This is a genomic window from Nitrosococcus oceani ATCC 19707, assembly GCF_000012805.1.
Classification (GTDB): Bacteria; Pseudomonadota; Gammaproteobacteria; order Nitrosococcales; family Nitrosococcaceae; genus Nitrosococcus; species Nitrosococcus oceani.
Genome location: NC_007484.1, coordinates 145,965 through 163,066, shown reverse-complemented (window position 1 = coordinate 163,066; position 17,102 = coordinate 145,965). Strand labels below are relative to the sequence as shown.

Sequence of the window (17,102 nt, the reverse complement as noted above, 5' to 3'; positions counted from 1 at the left end):
CTAATCCAAATTGCGGCGCAAGCGCTCGTTATTTAAGTGAAAAGCCCCTTCCACTACAATAGGTTCACCGACTGTTAATCCGCTCACTACCCCTCGAAATTCGCCTCCATTAGGACCTAACTTAACGGGGCGAAGCGTGAAATGCCGAGGATCGCTCTGCACGAAAATGAAATCCTCTCTGCCTTGGCGCACGATAGCTTGAGCTGGAACCACGAGTTCAGGCGCGGCTCGGGTATGAATAACTATTGAGGCCAGCATATTGGGTCTAATTTGCCCCTGGGGATTAGGAACATCCATTCGCATCGTAACGGTGCGGGTATTCGGGTCCACCACATCGGCAACATAAATAAGCTGGCCTGTGGCTGAGGGGCCAGGCAGAGCTGGTATTTCCGCTTCTGCCTCCTGGCCCTCCTGAACCAAGTAAGCTTGGTTCTCCGGGATTTGAGCCACTAACCATACATGGGAAAGATCGGCAATCGTATAAAGCGTATCCGAGGGTTGCACGACCTGCCCAAGGCTGATGCGCCGGTCGATCACCGTGCCACTTAGGGTCGCGGTAATATGGGAGTGAGAATCAATTTGCCCATTACGGGTGAGCTGCTTGATACTTCTGTCGCTCATTCCCAGCACCCGGAGCTGGTCAGCTCCTGCCTGCATTTCTACCTCGGCTGCAACGAGTTCACCTTCCCGTTCCTGGAGTTCGGCGGAGCCAATCACATCCCCGGCCAGCAGGCGTTGGGCCCGGCTAACCGCTAATTTACGCAAACTGACTTGGGAGGAAGCTTTAAGGTAGGCGGCCTGCGCCGCTCCAAGTTCGGTGCTGTTAAGCTCAGCCAGAATATCGCCCCGCTGTACTTCCTGGCCCAAAATAGCGTACAGCGCGGTGATCCGGCCAGTAACGGAAGCCCCAATCCGCGCCAGGCGTTGCTCATCAAGCTGGACACGGCCCGGCAAACGCAGCGTATCCCGGACACGACCGTGCCCCACTGGCCTGACCTTGAGCTGCTGGGCCAGTATATCAGAGACCTCGATAGTGTTAGCGCTATCAAGGGAAGGACTTGGCCCCTCGGCAACCAAGCAAGAGGGAAACAACACGAGGCTGAAGACAAGGGCAAGGACAAACACTTGCATGGCATTAGAATTAAACATGGATATTTAATGACCCCCTAGCGCTCGATGCGCCGTGAAACGGCGCATCGAGCGCTAGGGCCAGCTTTTCGCCATGAATTCGCGCTAGCATGCGCTTGTTCACGGAACCTAGGGTGGAGAGCACCCAAAGTGAAAGCGCGAGGAGCAGCCAACCAACGGAAGCCAAGAAAAACCCTTCGCCGAAGGCCGCAGAGAACCGCGAATTCTCTAGGCTGATAAAGTTTTGCCTGCCTGTGCGTGTCCGCACGCAGACAGGTAGAAACAAAACTGCTATTAGTCATGGCGAAACTCCAAATAGTTCATAAGTCACTGGCAAGTAGGCGTTCAATTTCGATATAGGCCATTTGCTTATCAAAGCGGGCATTAATATAGTCTTGGCGAACTGTTTGGTAAATACGCTGAGCATCCAGGTAATCAAGAATACCCCGCGCCCCTTGACGGTAAGCGGTTTCAGCAACCTTAAGAGCATACTCCGCCTCTTTGAGCAGGCCCGTTTCAAAAGCTTCCTCCTGCCGGGCCGCAATCCGGTAACGAGTGTGAGCAATTTCAATCTCCCGCAATAAAACCAAGCGCTGCTGCTCCGCGGCGGCCTCGCTCTGTTTGAGCTCAGCAGCAGCTGCCGCTATAGGTCCTTGACGCTGGTTCCATAGGGGCAATGGAATAGCAAATCCGAAAAGCCACTGATCCAGATCTGGAGCCCGCTGAAAGCTTGCCATGAAGGTAGGTTGGGGATATCTAAGATTTTGTTCAAGCCTTAGCTGCGCCTGCGCTTGCCGCATCTGGCCCTGAATTTGAATAATCGCAGGATGGCGCTCAAGCACCAGACTACGAAGCTTCTCAACAGAGGGAACATCCTTGGGCACGGCCAATTTGCCTTTGGCTTCAAAATCTATAGGTAAGCTTGCTCCGATCAGTGCCCGCAACATCGATTTGGCGCTATTAATCTGCAGTTGAGCCCGTTCACGGTTTTTAATAGCGCTTAAAACTTCCGCTTCAGCCTTAACAAATTCATAGCGGGGAGCCTCTCCCGTCTCTACCCGCAATTTTACCCGATCCCGAATTTGCTCTAGCAAAGCCTGATTTTGTATAGCAACCTCCGCCTCATTCTGCCGCCGCAGAATTTCATAAAAAGCCTGCTTCGCTTGGGCTAGAATAGCGAGGCTCACGTTAGACGTAGCCGCCTGAGCCGTCTCCAGCCCTGCCATTGCACCACGTGCACGGGATGAACGAACACTGGGAAGTTCAATAGGCTGGGCAATCTGCGCAAAAGCGCTGAGGCCACCAGGCGTTCCCGGTGCGAGCGCCTTGGAAGGTCCCGCCATTAATTGGGCTTCAGGATTGGGATAGGCGCGCGCTGTCTGTAGCGCTGCGGAAGCGGCATCCTGTTGGGCCTGGGCAGCGACAATATTCGGATTGCCTTGCGCCAGCGCCAACACATCCTCCAATGTCAGTGTGTAGGCAGCCGCCCCTATAGTTGAATAGGTCAACGCCAAAATTAGCCCTCCGCAAGAAAGGAGGTAGCTGGATATCACAATTACCGGTCGCATTTTCTCGACTATTCGTATGAAAACTTAAACAGGAAACTCGGTTTTGGGCTAATACCGTCTTTTAACCATCATTCATCTTATCATCCGCCACAAAAACCGGCTTTCTTCTACCTCAATCAATTCATATTTGGGATGCACAACACCTGAAGGGAGGTACTCTTTTAATTTCCTGCATCCTTATTAATCGTCCAACGATAGGATAAGCTTACCGTTGTGATTTCGGCGCAAAGAGAGAAGATTGCAGGAATGCTTCCGGTATCTTTAATATGTGAGCTAATAAAGCGTTAAGTATGGAGAATACCTGAAAATAACCGGATTGGAAGAAAGGATACTGATTTATTTGGTGGGCCGTGGAGGATTCGAACCTCCGACACACGGATTAAAAGTCCGGTGCTCTACCAACTGAGCTAACGGCCCCGCAGTAGGATTAAGGACGCAATTTTACCTGAGTTGACGAAAATCTTAAAGGTTTTTAATGGTAACGGGTAGGATCGGGCACACCCGCATCCCAAAAGCCCTGCTTGCGGAACCGGCAAGAATCACAGACTCCGCAAGCCCGCCCATTCTCATCCGCTTGATAACAAGAAATCGTGCGAGAATAATCAATTCCCAAGCGCATCCCTTCCCGGATAATCTCTGCCTTGGATAGATGAAGAAGCGGAGCTTGAATGCGAAATGCCCGCCCTTCCAAGCCTGCGCAGGTGGCAAGTTTAGCCAGATGTTCAAAAGCCTTAATAAACGCTGGGCGGCAATCAGGATAACCCGAGTAATCCACCGCATTGACGCCAATGAAGATATCTTGGGCTCCCAATACTTCAGCCCAACCCAAGGCAAACGATAAAAAAACCGTATTCCGCGCAGGTACGTAGGTAATGGGTATGGCCCCGCTGGATGCTTCCGGTACAGCCATACTAGGGTCCGTCAGCGCCGACCCCCCGAATCCTCCCAAATCGATGGTGATACGTTTATGCTCTACCGCTCCCATCCGGCGAGAAATCTCAGCAGCCGCCTGGAGCTCAACCCGGTGCCGCTGGCCATAATTAAAACTTAGGGTGTGGCAAATAAACTCCTGCTCCCGGGCAATGGCTAGCACCGTGGCTGAATCCAGGCCCCCAGAGACTAAGACTACCGCTTTGGGAGCAGTCATCGTCCCGGCTCCTCCCCCCAAAGGTATTTATGCAGCTGAATCTGCATCCTCACGGGCAAATGATCTGCTAGTATCCAGTCAGCTAGATCAGTGGGACTCAATTGCTCGTAGCTGGGGGAAAACAAAACTTCACAATACTCAGTCAAACGATGACGCTCAAGGACTCCCTTGGCCCAATCATAATCATGACGGTTACAAAGCACCAACTTTACCTGGTCCTGGGAAGAGAGGTGCTCAAGATTAGTAGAAAGATTACGGGCTTCTTCCCCTGAGCCTGGCGTTTTCCAGTCCATAACCTTGATCACCCGGCGATCAACAGCCGAGATATCCAAGGCGCCACTAGTTTCTAAAGAGACCTCATACCCAGCATCGCAGAGCCGGGTTAAAAGTCCTAGGCAAGCTGATTGAGCTAGAGGCTCGCCGCCGGTCACGGTGACATGACGGACCCCAAATTCTGCAACAGCGTCAAGAATTCCGTCCAGCGCCATCCAGCGCCCGCCTTGGAAGGCATATTCAGTATCGCAGTAATGGCAGCGGAGGGGGCAACCGGTTAAACGCACGAACGCCGTGGGCCACCCAACGCTGCGGGCTTCTCCCTGTAGGGAATAAAAAATTTCAGTAATACGCAGACGTTTCATAGTAACCGTTCATAAAAATCTAGTCTCTTACTTGCCTCGCCAACCTCACTGCCGCCGGAGCGGTCTTATACGAGTCTTACGCGTGTTCTACGCCCCTGCCTGTGGGGGGCACACGCAAGCAGGCACGCCCGCTGGATTACCCCACTTATTCTCAGGCATGGAGAAGGACTTCAGCCGCTTGTTATAGCAATGCCATCTAGAGATCTGCACGGTTTGTCTAAATATTTTTAGTTTGGTTCGCACCCTAGCCTTTAACTCAATCTTGTACGCCAATAAACATTTCTTTTAGCGCTACATTCCTTTAACGCAATCAAGGATGACCTTCCCGCTTCATTTTCTCGAAACGCTCTTCGGCTAAGCGGCTAGCGGTAGAAGCGGGATAGCGGGTCATGACTGCCTGGAATTGAGCTTTTGCTTGTTCCCATTGCGCTAACTCATAATAAGCCAATCCTTGTTTGAGCATCGCATCGGGAACCTTGGCACTCTCCGGGTATTGTTCCACCAGGGCCTGAAAAGTGTCGGCGGCAGCATTAAAGTCACCCAGCATGTACCGGGCTTCTCCCAGCCAGTATTGGGCATTGGGCCGGTAACGGCTATCGGGGTACTGCTGTGGAAACTGGTCAAACGCGGCAATTGCCTCTTCATAGCGCCCTTCCTTAAGCAATTCCAAGGCGGCCTGGTAAGTTTGTTCCCCGGAATCAACGAGCACTTCCTCTGCAACTTCTTCCGTCGCCTCCGAGGGCAAGAGGGGGGATAAACTTTCCCCGGAAGTGCTTAATTTTTGTAACCGCCGGTCCAAATCCACGTATAATTCCCGCTGCTGTCTTTTGAGATTATCCATCTCATACCGCAGTTCCTCGCTCTCTCCCTGAAGCCGCCGTACGTTAGCTTCCAATTCCGCCATCTGCGATAACAACTCAGACAATCCCTGTCCCTCGATGATACGCTCTATCTGCTGCAGGCGCTGCTCCAATGCGCCTGGGTCGATCACCTCAACCTCTTCAGCCCCAGATGCCACTGATAGCTGGGCCCACAGCACCCCCCCCGCCAATAACCAACGGCCCCGACACCACGACACCATCATTACTCTCCTGGGTAAAGGATTTCGACCCGACGATTGAGCTGCCAAGCACCTTCATCCTGGCCATCCACTGCTGGCCGCTCCTCACCATAGCTTACTACTTCAACTTGGTCTTCCGAGGCTCCCATCAAAAGAATTAAACTGCGCACCGCGTTGGCCCGCCGTTCGCCTAAAGCCAAATTATATTCTCGAGAACCCCGCTCATCAGTATGGCCTTCCAGAGTCACCTTGATATCGGGGTGTTTTGCCAGATAACCGCCATGAGCTTCCACAATGGGCCGATCATCTTGCTGAATCTCGCTGCTATCAAATTCAAAGTAAACCACCCGGCTGGCCAGAGGACTAGCAGGATCGGCCAGGGGATCGCCTTGATAGGCGGCTCCTTCGCCGATTCCCCAGGTGGTGGCGCTTTCCTCTTCCAAGGCTTCACCTTCAGGATAAGGGGAAGCGCCTCGTTCCTCCACGACAACATCCGGAGGCCCGCCTTGAGTGGTAGCGGTACCGCCCGCACATCCCACTAACCCATAAATCCCCGCTAGCAGAAAAAAGAGAATAACTAGACGCATCGCTAGAGCTCCTTAAAGATTCTATTTTTTAGTTCAAGGGGACCAGGCGGGTTCCCGGACTTCATCACCTTGCTGCGCTAAACGCTGGCGAACCCGACCGTCGGTGGAGACGGCGGCTAAGACGCCTCCCTGAGGACTCGAGGTGGCATAAAGAATCATTCGGCCATTGGGGGCAAAGCTTGGTGATTCATCCATCCGAGTCTCGGTCAGCACCTGCAATTCCTTACTTTGTAAATTCAATACGGCAATATGAAACTGTCCCTTATCCCCATGAATTAAAGCCAAGCGGCGGCCGTCCGGCGCAAACGAAGCAGAAGCATTATAGGCTCCATCGAAGGTTAAACGTTGCGCTCGTCCCCCTGAAACCGGAATCTGATAAAGTTGAGGCCGCCCTCCCCGATCCGAAGTAAAGACAATACTCCCTCCATCAGGCGCCCAAGCGGGCTCGGTATCAATGGCAGTATTATGGGTAAGACGGGTAAGCCTGCCGGTTGCCAAATCACGAATATAAATTTCCGGATTACCTTCCTTGGAGAGGACCAGAGCAAGTTTGCCTCCATCCGGAGACCAATCGGGGGCGCTGTTAATCCCAGAAAAAGAGGCTACGGATTGTCGCTGCCCTGTGCGCAATTCCTGAACGAAAACTTCCGAGCGCCTGCGCTCGAAGGACACATAGGCGAGCTGAGTCCCATCGGGGGACCAGGCCGGCGATAAAATGGGTTCCTTCGAGCGCAGAATAGTATGGGGATTATGGCCATCTACATCGGCTACTTGCAGGGAATATTGTTTAGCTCCATGGGCAGCCCTAGAAACGGTCACAAAGGCAATATGAGTAGTAAAAATTCCTTTTTCACCGGTCAAGGTCTCGTAGATAAGATCAGCAATTTGATGGGCTAGATGGCGCAGTCCTGCCGCTGGAACTTGGTAACGGCGTCCTACTAATTGCTCTTCCTTATAGATATCAAAGAGTTGAAAGCGCACTTCATAACGGTCCGCACCTAAAGAGATCACCTTTCCAATCACCAACCCTTCCGAACCCAGCCGCCGCCAATCCTGGAACTGGATATCAGAAGCATTGCGAGGGCGGGAAATCAGGTCTTCCTCTGGCAACGGGGCAAAGCGCCCGCTGCGGGCCAAATCGGCAGCGATGACAGCGGCCACATTCTCAGGGGGAGTGCTCCCTTCATTCTGAAAGGGGACAATGGCAATAGGTAACGCTGCTTCCGTGCCACCGGTGATTTCAATGGTGAGCACGGCAAAAACACTGGGCGAAGACACTAGCCACACTAGCAGCGCCAACATCCCTATAATTTTACACCAAACTCTCGTGTTCATCATTTACAATTAGAAGGATCAGAACAGAATTTAAAATTAAATCTAGGTAAGAAATCTTCTGCCGCCGCTGACTCGGCCGGTATTGGCAAAGGGGCAGCTTTATAAACCGCTGCTTCTCCCGAGCGATCAAAGGCTCGGTCACCGCTGCTCTTAGCCACTTTCACATTGCGCACCTCGCCGCTGGGTAGCATTTCTACTTGCAGTAAAACCACAAGATCATCGCGGGCGCTCGGGGGGCGGATCCAGTAACGCTGTACTCGCATTTTTACTTGCGTTAAAAAGCGATTACGGGCAGCCTCAACTTGAGCGGCGTTCTCCTCCGCCTCGATACGGTCCTGAAGTTCCTGCTGGCGGCGGGCCGCTTCTGCTTTTTTGCGTTCCTCCTCCGCCTTGCGTTTAGCCGCCTCAATCTTTTTACGCTCTTCTTCCGCTTTTCGTTTGGCTGCCTCAGCCCGACGCCGTTCTTCCTCCAACCGCCGCTTCTCGGCCTCGGCTTGGCGCTTTTTCTCCTCAGCGCGCTTTTTCTCGGCTTCCGCCTGACGGCGGGCCGCTTCTTCCTTTGCCTGCCGCTCCGCCTCTAGTCGTTTAAGCCGGGCTTGTTCCTCCTGCTGTTTTTGCTCCAATGCCTGTTGTTCTTGGGTTTCCCGCCTGGCCTGTTCCGCTCTCGCCTGCTGCTGGCGCTGGGCTTCTGCCCGCTGCCGTTCAGCTGCTTCCCGTTTTTGCACTAGGGCCTGCTGCCGGGCTAGTGCATCCTGTTCTGCTTGCCGCCGCTGGGCGGCTTCCGCTAACAGCTTCTCCTTATCTACGACAGTGGCTTGGACAATCTGCGCCGGGGCAATATTGACTGGCTCGGGTTTAGGAGTCCAGCCCAGACTAATCACCAACACAGCAAATAAAATACCGTGGACCAAAAGAGCCAGTGCAAAGGCGAACCATTTCTGGCGTGGATTCTCCATGGATAATAAATTAGCGAGATTCCTGCGGGGGCGGCGGCTCTGTAATGAGTCCGAGTTGGGAAACATCTGCCTGCCGTAGCAGGGCCATTATCTTCACCACGGCGCCATAGGAAACCTGGCGATCCCCTCCTATAAGAATGGGGGTATCAGGCTTATGGCGCAGCACCAAAGTAACTACCTCTAAAAGCTTATCTGCTGTAACAGGCTGGTCTGGCGTTTCGCCTATATTAATATAATAACGCCCTTGGGCGTCCACATTGATCAACAAAGGCCGCTCATCCTCCGGCGGCTTTACCGGCTTAGAGCCTGCCCGGGGTAGATCAACCTTAACTCCCTGAGTCAGCATCGGCGCCGTAATCATGAAAATCACCAATAACACCAACATGACATCAATGTAGGGCACCACGTTGATTTCCGCCAGGAGCCGGCGCCGCTTGCGTTGCTGAAGAGTATACATGGGGGGCTAGACTTAAACAGTATGAATCTGGCGCTGAAGAATAGTAGAGAATTCCTCTACAAAGGTATCATAGCGGTTGGCCAGGCGCTCCACTTCATAAGCATAGCGATTATAGGCAATCACCGCCGGAATAGCGGCAAACAGCCCCATGGCGGTGGCGATAAGCGCCTCGGCAATCCCTGGCGCCACCATAGCTAAAGTGGCTTGATGAGCATTGCCCAAGCCTCGGAACGAATTCATGATTCCCCATACGGTGCCAAATAGGCCGATATAGGGGCTGGTGGAACCAGCTGTGGCCAAAAACGGCAGCGAAGCCTCCAGCATATCTATTTCTCGGGCCAAGGAAACCCGCATCGCCCGCTGGGTTCCATCCAATACCGTTCGGTGCTCCACGCCAGCCTGCTTGCGCAAACGTGCAAACTCGCTGAAACCCGCGAGAAAGATACCTTCCATGCCCCCAGGCGGGAGCTCTTGGGCAGCTAGTTCAGCGTAGAGGCTATTGAGTTCTTTCCCCGACCAAAACCGATCTTCAAACTCGTCGGCCTCCTCCCTGGCCTGCTTCAGCTCGCTGCGTTTACGGAAGATAAGAGTCCAAGCAATCACGGAAATAATTAGCAGTATCAATATCACCAATTGCACCAAGAAGCTGGCACCTGTAATTAAATCCAGAAGAGAGAGATCAACAGTCACCGGTAATCTCCGCAAGTATCAGTTTAGGAATGGGACAAGGGCGAAAGGTTTGAGCATTTAGGCAAACCACCTTCACTTCGGCCTGGCAGAGGAGCGTTTGCTCCCCGCGCCGCACCGTCTGGGCAAAAGCCAAACTGGCGCGTCCACGCTCCAGGAGATGGCTATGAACCTTCAGCCAATCATTAAAGCGCCCTGGCCGCAAATAATCTAATTGCAAGGAGCGTACCACAAATAACAACCCCTGTTCATTGAGCAAAACATCCTGCTCAAAACCCAGGCTGCGCAACCACTCGGTACGGGCCCGTTCCATAAACTTGAGATAATTAGCATAATAAACCACGCCACCGCTGTCCGTGTCCTCATAGTAAACACGCACTGGCCAGACAAATTCATTCATTGGGAAAAAGATCAGAAACTTCTTGTGGCACCATCTTTACAGCCGGTTTTAAACCAAAATGAAGATAGGCATGGCGGGTTGCCATTCGGCCTCGCGGCGTACGCATAACGAATCCCTGCTGAAGTAAAAATGGCTCTATGACATCTTCAATAGTACCCCGCTCTTCGCCAATGGCGGCTGCTAGACTATCGACACCCACCGGCCCGCCATCGAATTTCTCAAGCATCGCTAACAGCAACTTGCGGTCCATGGTATCAAAACCATGGCTATCCACGTCTAGCAAATCCAGGGCCTTTTGCGCTACCTGGCGGGTTACCTGGCCATCTCCCTTGATTTCGGCATAATCCCGCACTCGCCGCAGCAGGCGGTTAGCAATTCGCGGCGTTCCGCGGGAACGGCGCGCAATCTCCAAGGCGCCCTCTTTTTCCATCGCCATGCCAAGAATACGGGCCGTACGTTCCACAATCAAAACTAAATGATCTACCGCATAAAATTCTAGGCGTTGCACGATACCAAAGCGATCCCGCAGAGGAGAAGTCAACAATCCTGCCCGGGTGGTCGCCCCCACCAAGGTAAAAGGCACCAAATCCAGTTTGATGGATCGCGCCGCCGGACCCTCACCAATCATAATATCAATCTGACGATCCTCCATGGCCGGATAAAGCACTTCCTCCACCACTGGGCTTAAGCGATGAATTTCATCGATAAAAAGTACATCCCGAGGCTCCAGATTGGTAAGCAAAGCAGCCAGATCGCCAGGCCGTTCCAGTACCGGTCCAGAAGTTTGCCGCAGATTCACTTCCAACTCATTGGCAATAATATGGGAGAGAGTGGTCTTACCCAGCCCTGGGGGGCCAAAAATAAGTACGTGGTCAAGGGCCTCATGCCGGGCCCGGGCAGCAGGAATAAAAACCTCCATCTGCTCTTGCACCTGGGGTTGTCCTACATAATCGGCTAATCTGGCAGGACGTAGCGAAAATTCAACTGCTTTTTCCCCACGATCTTCTTGGGGGGAAACCATATCTCGGTTTAGGGTCATGATTATAACATCCGCTGTAGCGCCTGCCGGATGATCTCCTCCGTGGTCAATGCCTCCGTATCGAGGCGGCGCACCGCCCGGCTAGCTTCATTAGGTTTATAACCTAGCGCCACCAGGGCGCTGACCGCTTCCGCCACTGTCCCCGGGGCGGAACCATCAACCCTATCGGGGCGCATCCCTGCCACTCCACTCTCCGGCATATCGAGCAGCCGATCCCGCATCTCCACAATGAGGCGTTCCGCCGTTTTTTTACCTACGCCAGGCAACCGGGTCAGACTCACCGTATCTCCTTCCTGGACACAGCGGGTAAAGGATTCGGCCTCTATTCCAGAAAGAATTCCCAATCCCAATTTAGCGCCCACACCATTAACCCGAATAAGACTCCGGAACAGCCCGCGCTCCTTTTCACTGGCGAAAGCATACAGCAGGTGGGCATCGTCTCGCACCACCAGATGAGTGTATAGGATCACCTCAGCGCCCATAGCGGGAAGGACATAGAACGTAGACAAAGGAGCTTCCAGCTCATAACCTACACCTTGTACATCTAATAGTAAAAAGGGAGCCCGTTTTTCCAATAAAATACCCCGCAGACGACCAATCATCGATAATAGCGCCCTCGCCGCCGACCCCTTACCTGTCCAGCCAAACCAGCCAGAAGCGGACCTGCATGCTCATGGCAGAGGGCGCAGGCCAAGGCATCAGCAGCATCTGTTGCCGGCTCGGCAGGAAGTTTAAGCAATAAGCGTATCATGTATTGAACTTGTGATTTAGCCGCATCGCCACGTCCCACCACAGCTTGTTTAACCTGGGATGGGGTATATTCAAAAATAGGGAGCACCGCATTGACTGCGGCACAGATCGCCGCCCCGCGGGCCTGTCCCAACTTCAGAGCAGAGCCAGGATTTTGGTGCATAAAAACTTGCTCCACCGCTACTTCATCAGGATGGTAAGCTTGGATAATTCCGGTAATTCCCTGGAAGATTTGTCCCAATCGTTCCGCTAATCCTCCCTCTCCCGCTCGGATGCAACCGGCAGCGATATAGACGGTTTTTTTGTTATTAGTTTCAATCAAGCCGTAGCCCGTAATCCGGGACCCAGGATCAATACCGAGGATTCGCGCCATAAAAAATTGGGAAATTATCTACCAAAAGAAGAGCTTTACCTAAGAATCGGCACCTATTTTCTCCGGCTAATCGCGCCATTTTCAATAATGGCCGAAACCGAAACTATCCTAATTGCGCTAGAATTTCCTCGGAGAAATCAGCATTGCTATAGACCTGCTGAACGTCATCCAGCTCCTCCAGAGCATCCAGAAAATCCAGCATTTTCCGTGCTTCCTCCAGCGCCAATGAGACGCTGGTCGACGCATGCTGCGTAATTTCTGCCTGCTCGGCTTTCAAACCCGCCTCATCCAGAGCCTTCTTTACCGTCGAAAACTCCTCCGGTTCAGTGAACACATCTATTGAGCTATCCTCGTTAGTCACCACATCCTCAGCGCCCCCTTCAATGGCTACTTCCATGATGGCATCTTCGTTGCTTTCCTTAGAATAGCTGATAATTCCTTTTTTGCTGAATAAATAGGCAACCGATCCATCCGTGCCCAGATTTCCGCCCCATTTACTAAAAACGTGGCGGATTTCAGCCACGGTGCGGTTACGATTATCGGTCATACAGTCCACCATCACGGCTACGCCATAGGGTCCGTATCCTTCATAGCGGACCTCCTCGTAGGCCACTCCTTCCAGATCGCCGGTGCCTCGTTTGATAGCCCGCTCAATGTTATCTTTCGGCATATTAGCAGCGAAAGCCTTGTCAATAGCGGTGCGCAGCCTTGGACTTGTTGCGGGATCGCCGCCCTCAAGGCGAGCCGCCACCGTAATCTCGCGAATAAGCCGGGTAAAAAGCTTACCCCGCTTGGCATCCTGGGCGCCCTTACGATATTGAATATTGGCCCATTTACTATGTCCCGCCATAGTTCTCCTTTCGCTTAATCAACCAGCACTTCAATCTCAATCCGATACCAGAGTCAGCCACTCTGGGTAAGCCTCCCGGCGGCCATGCACCTGATCAAAATAGAGGCTCTGGAGGCGTTCCGTAATAGGTCCACGGACACCATCACCAATCCTTCGGCCATCCAACTCTCGGATAGGAGTAACTTCCGCTGCCGTCCCAGTAAAGAAAGCTTCGTCCGCTACATAGACCTCATCCCGGGTGATCCGCTTCTCCCGCAAAGGCACGCCGATCTCCTGGGCCAACTGAAAAATAGTATCCCGAGTGATTCCTTCCAAGGCTGAGGTGAGATCAGGCGTGTAAATCACGCCATTGCGAATAATAAAGATATTTTCCCCACTGCCTTCAGTCACGTACCCTTCCGTGTCCAATAACAAGGCTTCGTCACAACCGCTGGCTAAGGCTTCTTGCAGCGCCAGCATGGAGTTTAGGTAATTGCCGTTGGCCTTGGCCTTGCACATGGTAATATTCACGTGGTGCCGGGTATAGGAAGATGTCTTCACCCGGATTCCTCTTTCAATGTTCTCAGCGCCTAGATAAGTTCCCCAGGACCAAGCTGCAAGCATCACATGAACCTGCAGGTTATCAGCCCGCAAACCCATACCTTCGGAACCATAAAAACACATGGGACGAATATAAGCCGTCTCCAAACCATTTTCCCGCACTACCAGGCGCTGAACCTGATTCAAGGTCTCTTTATCATAGGGGATAGTCATATTGAGAATATGGGCGGAACGGAACAAACGCTCGGTATGTTCCTGCAGCCGGAAAATGGCTGTACCCCGGGGAGTTTTGTAAGCGCGTACCCCCTCGAAAACTCCCATCCCATAATGTAAGGTATGGGTTAATACATGGACTCGGGCCTCGCGCCAAGGCACCAGTTCGCCGTCTAACCAGATGATGCCGTCGCGGTCATCCATCGTGCTCATTTCATCTCATCTCCCTTACTTACCTGATTGTTCACTGAGGGGTTATTTGGCGGATTCATCTTCTAGTAAAGCAGACCACAGCTGCTGGACAGCAATGCGCTCCTGGCGAAACTGCCCCTCTTCTACCCGAGCCTCGTGGGTCTGTAAATTGAGCCGATTGGCTGCTGCCCGATAGGCCCGATAGGCATCCGCCAGTAGCTGACTTTCTTCTGATGCCAACAGCCCCGCCTGGGCAAAACCTTCCAGAATCCGAATATTGTCCGGGTACTCTAGCAATTGAGGATGAGCATGGGCCCAGGCAAGTACCCCATATTGAACTATAAATTCTATATCAGCAATACCACCCCTGCCCTGCTTAAGATCGAACCAGCCCCCCTGGCTGCGATCCAATTGGTTCCGCATCTTAGCCCTCATATGACGGACCTCATCCCGCAACTTTATTGGATCTCGTTGCCGCCCCAGAATCTCCTGCCGCATAGCGGTAAAGGCGGCGCCGAGCCTTGCGTCGCCCGCCACGAAGCGGGCCCGAACCAGGGCTTGATGCTCCCAAGTCCAAGCTTGCATGCACTGATAACCTCGATAGGCATCCAGGCCGCTGACCAATAGTCCGGAAACGCCGCTTGGACGCAGGCGAGTATCAACTTCATACAGTTTTCCAGAAGGAGTCGAAGTCTGTAGGATATGGATAAGACGCTGTCCCAAACGACTATAAAATACCACAGGGTCGAGGGGTTTTTTCCCCTCGCTGGGAGGATCGCCCGGTTTAGCGTTATGAAGGAAAACCAGGTCCAGATCGGAACCATAGCCCAGCTCATACCCCCCCAATTTTCCATAGCCAATGACGGCAAAACCGGACTCTTCCGGCTGCTCTCCGGTGCTGCTTTGAAGTCGGCCATGGCGGTGAACCAGGTGCCGCCAACTAAGCTCCAGGGCCTTTTTTAGAATTACCTCCGCCAAATAAGTTAAGTGATCACCTACTTTCATCAGGGGCAGCACCCCCGTCACATCAGCCGCCGCAACGCGCAATGTCTGGCGCTGGCAAAAGTGGCGCAGCAATTCCATTTGTTGCTCCAAATCATCCCCTGGGATAGATTCTAGCGACCACTTCAGATCTTCGGCCAAGGAATCATAGCCCAATACCTGGTACAGAGAACGGGGATCCAGCAGTTCATCCAATAGCAAAGGGTAGCGGGTCAACTGGCGGGCAATCAGGGGGCTGGCCGCACATAGCTTCACGAGCTGGGATAAAGCCATAGGATATTCTGCCAATAGAGCTAAATAAGCGGTACGCTGAGCCACGGTTTCCAGCAAAATTATTACCCGCTGCAGACACTGCTCTGGATACTCGGTGCGGCCAACTGCCCCTAGCAACAGGGGCATCAACCGATCCAGGCGAATTCGGGCCTGAGCGCTAAGGGCGCGCACCGTGTAAGACTGGCGTAGATACATCAGCGTCTGCACCGCCTCTTCTGGGGCACGATATCCAGCCGCACTTAAAACCGCTAGACTCGCCTCCCGTAACTCCCCTCCTAACCAAACTTCGGCAAGTCTCTTCTCCTGGGCCATCTGATCAGTGATATCCATATGAGGCGCAGCAAATAACTGCTCAAAATGCTCTTGAACCCGGCGCCGATGCTCTTCGAGCGCGCTAGCAAACGCCTCCCAATCCCTGTAACCCATAGCAAAGGCCAAACGAACACGTCCCTCGGTTGAAGTTGGCAAATCGTGGGTTTGCTCATCCCGGTAAGCTTGGAGGCGATGCTCAACCCGGCGCAAAAACACATAGGCTGCGCATAGTTCTTCTTTAGCATAATAGGGCAGGTGGTCTCTCTCCGCTAACAGCGTCAGCACCCGCAGGATCCCTCGCTCCTGAAGAGCCGATTCACGTCCCCCACGGATCAACTGAAAAGATTGGCCAATAAATTCAACCTCGCGAATCCCTCCAGGACCTAGTTTTATATTAGCTTTGATTCCCTGCCGCCGCAGTTCTTGGGCAATCATCGCCTTCATGCTACGTAAAGACTCAATGGCGCCAAAATCTAGATAACGACGATAAGAAAAAGGCCGTAGCATCGCCATTAAACGCGTTCCAGCCTGACAGTCACCGGCAACCACCCGAGCCTTGATCATGGCATACCGCTCCCAGTCACGGCCTTGATTCTGATAATAATTCTCCATGGCATTGAAACTTGCCACCAGGGGACCAGAGTCCCCATCAGGGCGCAAACGCATGTCAACCCGAAACACAAATCCCTCTTCCGTGCGCTCATCAAGGACTCGGATTAAGCGCCGAGCTAAACGAATGAAATATTCCTCATTGTTCAAGGTCCGCTGCGCGCCGCGAGTTTCCCCCGACTCAGGATAGGCAAAAATAAGGTCGATATCCGAAGAAAGATTAAGTTCCCGCGCCCCCAATTTACCCATACCCAACACTACCATGGACTGAGGTTTACCAGAGATAGATCCATAAGGAGTGCCTAACGCCTGGCTTTGCCAATAGTGTAAACAAGCCAAGGCGCTGTTAAGACACGCCTCTGCCAGTTGGGAGAGTTCCCTAAAAACCTCATCAAGGCTGGCCCAACCGGCCAAATCACGCCAAACAATGCGCACCATCTCCCGCTGGCGAAAACGCCGTAAGACAACCATCAGCTCCGTTTCAGTAGAAATATTAGTAAGCTGTTGAGCTAGGCTTTTGACATAATGGTTTGGCTCATAAGCACGGAAGAGATTACCGCTTCCTTGCAAATCCAACAACAAAGAAGGCCAACGAATACAATTGGTTGCCACAAACTCACTCGCCCCCCAGACGAGACAAAGCGTTTTAAGTGTTTTTGCTTTGAATACCGTATCCAGATTTTTCTGCTCTAACGCTTCCTGAAAACGAGCCAAATCATTTTTAAGCCGCCCCTGGAGAAGGGCCGGTAGCTTATGAATGTTGGCTTGCCAGTTCATCGGCGGTTCGCGGAAAATCCCAGTAATTACCTGCCGGAAAAGATAGGGAGTTGTGCAGCATGACTATCCCTTCCGGCGCTTTCTGTTTAGCGCGGGTGAGTTTAATAACATAACCATTGGCCTTCCTTCAGAAAGAGGGCTATTCAATGTCCACAGACTCCGTTATACAGCAATAACCTGTCAAGGCTGTAGCAGGCATTGATGTTATG

General features: G+C 52.7%; 17 protein-coding genes and 1 tRNA gene. All 18 read right to left on the bottom strand.

Annotated elements, in window-relative coordinates:
• The 18 genes from NOC_RS00965 to glnE all read right to left on the bottom strand — a co-directional run bounded on the left by NOC_RS00965 (position 1) and on the right by glnE (position 16,893).
• Entirely contained in the window at positions 1-1,149 is a 1,149-nt protein-coding gene (locus NOC_RS00965; RefSeq protein ID WP_002813311.1) for an efflux RND transporter periplasmic adaptor subunit, read from the bottom strand.
• Positions 1,150-1,448: 299 nt separating this feature from the next.
• Positions 1,449-2,642, bottom strand: coding sequence for a TolC family protein (locus NOC_RS00960; RefSeq protein ID WP_244859998.1), 1,194 nt, complete (start codon positions 2,640-2,642; stop codon positions 1,449-1,451).
• A 395-nt stretch (positions 2,643-3,037) separates the two neighbouring features.
• Positions 3,038-3,113: transfer RNA gene (locus NOC_RS00955), tRNA-Lys, on the bottom strand.
• A gap of 55 nt (positions 3,114-3,168) precedes the next feature.
• On the bottom strand, positions 3,169-3,843 hold the full coding sequence (gene queC / locus NOC_RS00950) for a 7-cyano-7-deazaguanine synthase QueC (RefSeq protein WP_002813595.1): 675 nt from the start codon (positions 3,841-3,843) through the stop codon (positions 3,169-3,171).
• Positions 3,840-4,481 carry a 7-carboxy-7-deazaguanine synthase QueE gene (gene queE, locus NOC_RS00945; RefSeq protein ID WP_002814087.1) on the bottom strand — a complete coding sequence of 214 codons (642 nt, stop codon included), beginning with the start codon at positions 4,479-4,481 and terminating at the stop codon, positions 3,840-3,842. The genes queC and queE overlap by 4 nt, the downstream gene beginning before the upstream one ends.
• A gap of 310 nt (positions 4,482-4,791) precedes the next feature.
• Complete coding sequence (ybgF, locus tag NOC_RS00940; RefSeq protein WP_002813219.1) at positions 4,792-5,565, bottom strand: tol-pal system protein YbgF; 774 nt, start codon at positions 5,563-5,565, stop codon at positions 4,792-4,794.
• Positions 5,565-6,128 carry a peptidoglycan-associated lipoprotein Pal gene (gene pal, locus NOC_RS00935; protein ID WP_002812910.1) on the bottom strand — a complete coding sequence of 188 codons (564 nt, stop codon included), beginning with the start codon at positions 6,126-6,128 and terminating at the stop codon, positions 5,565-5,567. Before pal ends, ybgF begins: the two co-directional genes overlap by 1 nt.
• Positions 6,129-6,161: 33 nt before the next feature.
• Positions 6,162-7,430 (bottom strand): Tol-Pal system beta propeller repeat protein TolB, encoded by a 1,269-nt coding sequence (gene tolB, locus NOC_RS00930; protein ID WP_002812770.1) that lies wholly within the window; start codon positions 7,428-7,430, stop codon positions 6,162-6,164.
• A 32-nt stretch (positions 7,431-7,462) separates the two neighbouring features.
• Complete coding sequence (gene tolA, locus NOC_RS00925; protein WP_002813934.1) at positions 7,463-8,419, bottom strand: cell envelope integrity protein TolA; 957 nt, start codon at positions 8,417-8,419, stop codon at positions 7,463-7,465.
• 10 nt (positions 8,420-8,429) lie between these two features.
• Positions 8,430-8,876: a protein TolR gene (gene tolR / locus NOC_RS00920; protein ID WP_002814055.1), complete on the bottom strand. Its 447-nt coding sequence runs from the start codon at positions 8,874-8,876 to the stop codon at positions 8,430-8,432.
• Between the two features lie 12 nt (positions 8,877-8,888).
• Positions 8,889-9,566: a protein TolQ gene (gene tolQ / locus NOC_RS00915; protein WP_002812522.1), complete on the bottom strand. Its 678-nt coding sequence runs from the start codon at positions 9,564-9,566 to the stop codon at positions 8,889-8,891.
• A complete protein-coding gene (gene ybgC, locus NOC_RS00910; protein ID WP_002812927.1) occupies positions 9,556-9,963 on the bottom strand; it encodes a tol-pal system-associated acyl-CoA thioesterase in 408 nt (135 codons plus the stop codon). The genes tolQ and ybgC overlap by 11 nt, the downstream gene beginning before the upstream one ends.
• Complete coding sequence (ruvB, locus tag NOC_RS00905) at positions 9,956-11,002, bottom strand: Holliday junction branch migration DNA helicase RuvB (RefSeq protein WP_002812141.1); 1,047 nt, start codon at positions 11,000-11,002, stop codon at positions 9,956-9,958. The genes ybgC and ruvB overlap by 8 nt, the downstream gene beginning before the upstream one ends.
• 2 nt (positions 11,003-11,004) lie before the next feature.
• Positions 11,005-11,604, bottom strand: coding sequence for a Holliday junction branch migration protein RuvA (gene ruvA, locus NOC_RS00900; RefSeq protein WP_002812171.1), 600 nt, complete (start codon positions 11,602-11,604; stop codon positions 11,005-11,007).
• A complete protein-coding gene (ruvC, locus tag NOC_RS00895; RefSeq protein WP_002813023.1) occupies positions 11,601-12,125 on the bottom strand; it encodes a crossover junction endodeoxyribonuclease RuvC in 525 nt (174 codons plus the stop codon). The genes ruvA and ruvC overlap by 4 nt, the downstream gene beginning before the upstream one ends.
• A 103-nt stretch (positions 12,126-12,228) precedes the next feature.
• Entirely contained in the window at positions 12,229-12,975 is a 747-nt protein-coding gene (locus NOC_RS00890; RefSeq protein ID WP_002812852.1) for a YebC/PmpR family DNA-binding transcriptional regulator, read from the bottom strand.
• A 36-nt stretch (positions 12,976-13,011) separates the two neighbouring features.
• Positions 13,012-13,941 carry a branched-chain amino acid transaminase gene (locus NOC_RS00885; RefSeq protein WP_011330242.1) on the bottom strand — a complete coding sequence of 310 codons (930 nt, stop codon included), beginning with the start codon at positions 13,939-13,941 and terminating at the stop codon, positions 13,012-13,014.
• A gap of 42 nt (positions 13,942-13,983) precedes the next feature.
• Positions 13,984-16,893 (bottom strand): bifunctional [glutamate--ammonia ligase]-adenylyl-L-tyrosine phosphorylase/[glutamate--ammonia-ligase] adenylyltransferase, encoded by a 2,910-nt coding sequence (gene glnE, locus NOC_RS00880; protein WP_002813656.1) that lies wholly within the window; start codon positions 16,891-16,893, stop codon positions 13,984-13,986.
• Positions 16,894-17,102: the final 209 nt, after the last annotated feature.

Bases quoted from the DNA above. Each gene is read 5' to 3' on its own strand.
- ruvA (WP_002812171.1), bottom strand. From the start codon at position 11,604: ATGATTGGTCGTCTGCGGGGTATTTTATTGGAAAAACGGGCTCCCTTT.
- glnE (WP_002813656.1), bottom strand. From the start codon at position 16,893: ATGAACTGGCAAGCCAACATTCATAAGCTACCGGCCCTTCTCCAGGGG.
- NOC_RS00885 (WP_011330242.1), bottom strand. From the start codon at position 13,941: ATGAGCACGATGGATGACCGCGACGGCATCATCTGGTTAGACGGCGAA.
- ruvC (WP_002813023.1), bottom strand. From the start codon at position 12,125: ATGGCGCGAATCCTCGGTATTGATCCTGGGTCCCGGATTACGGGCTAC.
- pal (WP_002812910.1), bottom strand. From the start codon at position 6,128: ATGCGTCTAGTTATTCTCTTTTTTCTGCTAGCGGGGATTTATGGGTTA.
- queC (WP_002813595.1), bottom strand. From the start codon at position 3,843: ATGACTGCTCCCAAAGCGGTAGTCTTAGTCTCTGGGGGCCTGGATTCA.
- ruvB (WP_002812141.1), bottom strand. From the start codon at position 11,002: ATGACCCTAAACCGAGATATGGTTTCCCCCCAAGAAGATCGTGGGGAA.
- NOC_RS00965 (WP_002813311.1), bottom strand. From the start codon at position 1,149: ATGTTTAATTCTAATGCCATGCAAGTGTTTGTCCTTGCCCTTGTCTTC.
- ybgC (WP_002812927.1), bottom strand. From the start codon at position 9,963: ATGAATGAATTTGTCTGGCCAGTGCGTGTTTACTATGAGGACACGGAC.
- ybgF (WP_002813219.1), bottom strand. From the start codon at position 5,565: ATGATGGTGTCGTGGTGTCGGGGCCGTTGGTTATTGGCGGGGGGGGTG.
- tolR (WP_002814055.1), bottom strand. From the start codon at position 8,876: ATGTATACTCTTCAGCAACGCAAGCGGCGCCGGCTCCTGGCGGAAATC.
- tolA (WP_002813934.1), bottom strand. From the start codon at position 8,419: ATGGAGAATCCACGCCAGAAATGGTTCGCCTTTGCACTGGCTCTTTTG.
- tolB (WP_002812770.1), bottom strand. From the start codon at position 7,430: ATGTTGGCGCTGCTAGTGTGGCTAGTGTCTTCGCCCAGTGTTTTTGCC.
- queE (WP_002814087.1), bottom strand. From the start codon at position 4,481: ATGAAACGTCTGCGTATTACTGAAATTTTTTATTCCCTACAGGGAGAA.
- NOC_RS00890 (WP_002812852.1), bottom strand. From the start codon at position 12,975: ATGGCGGGACATAGTAAATGGGCCAATATTCAATATCGTAAGGGCGCC.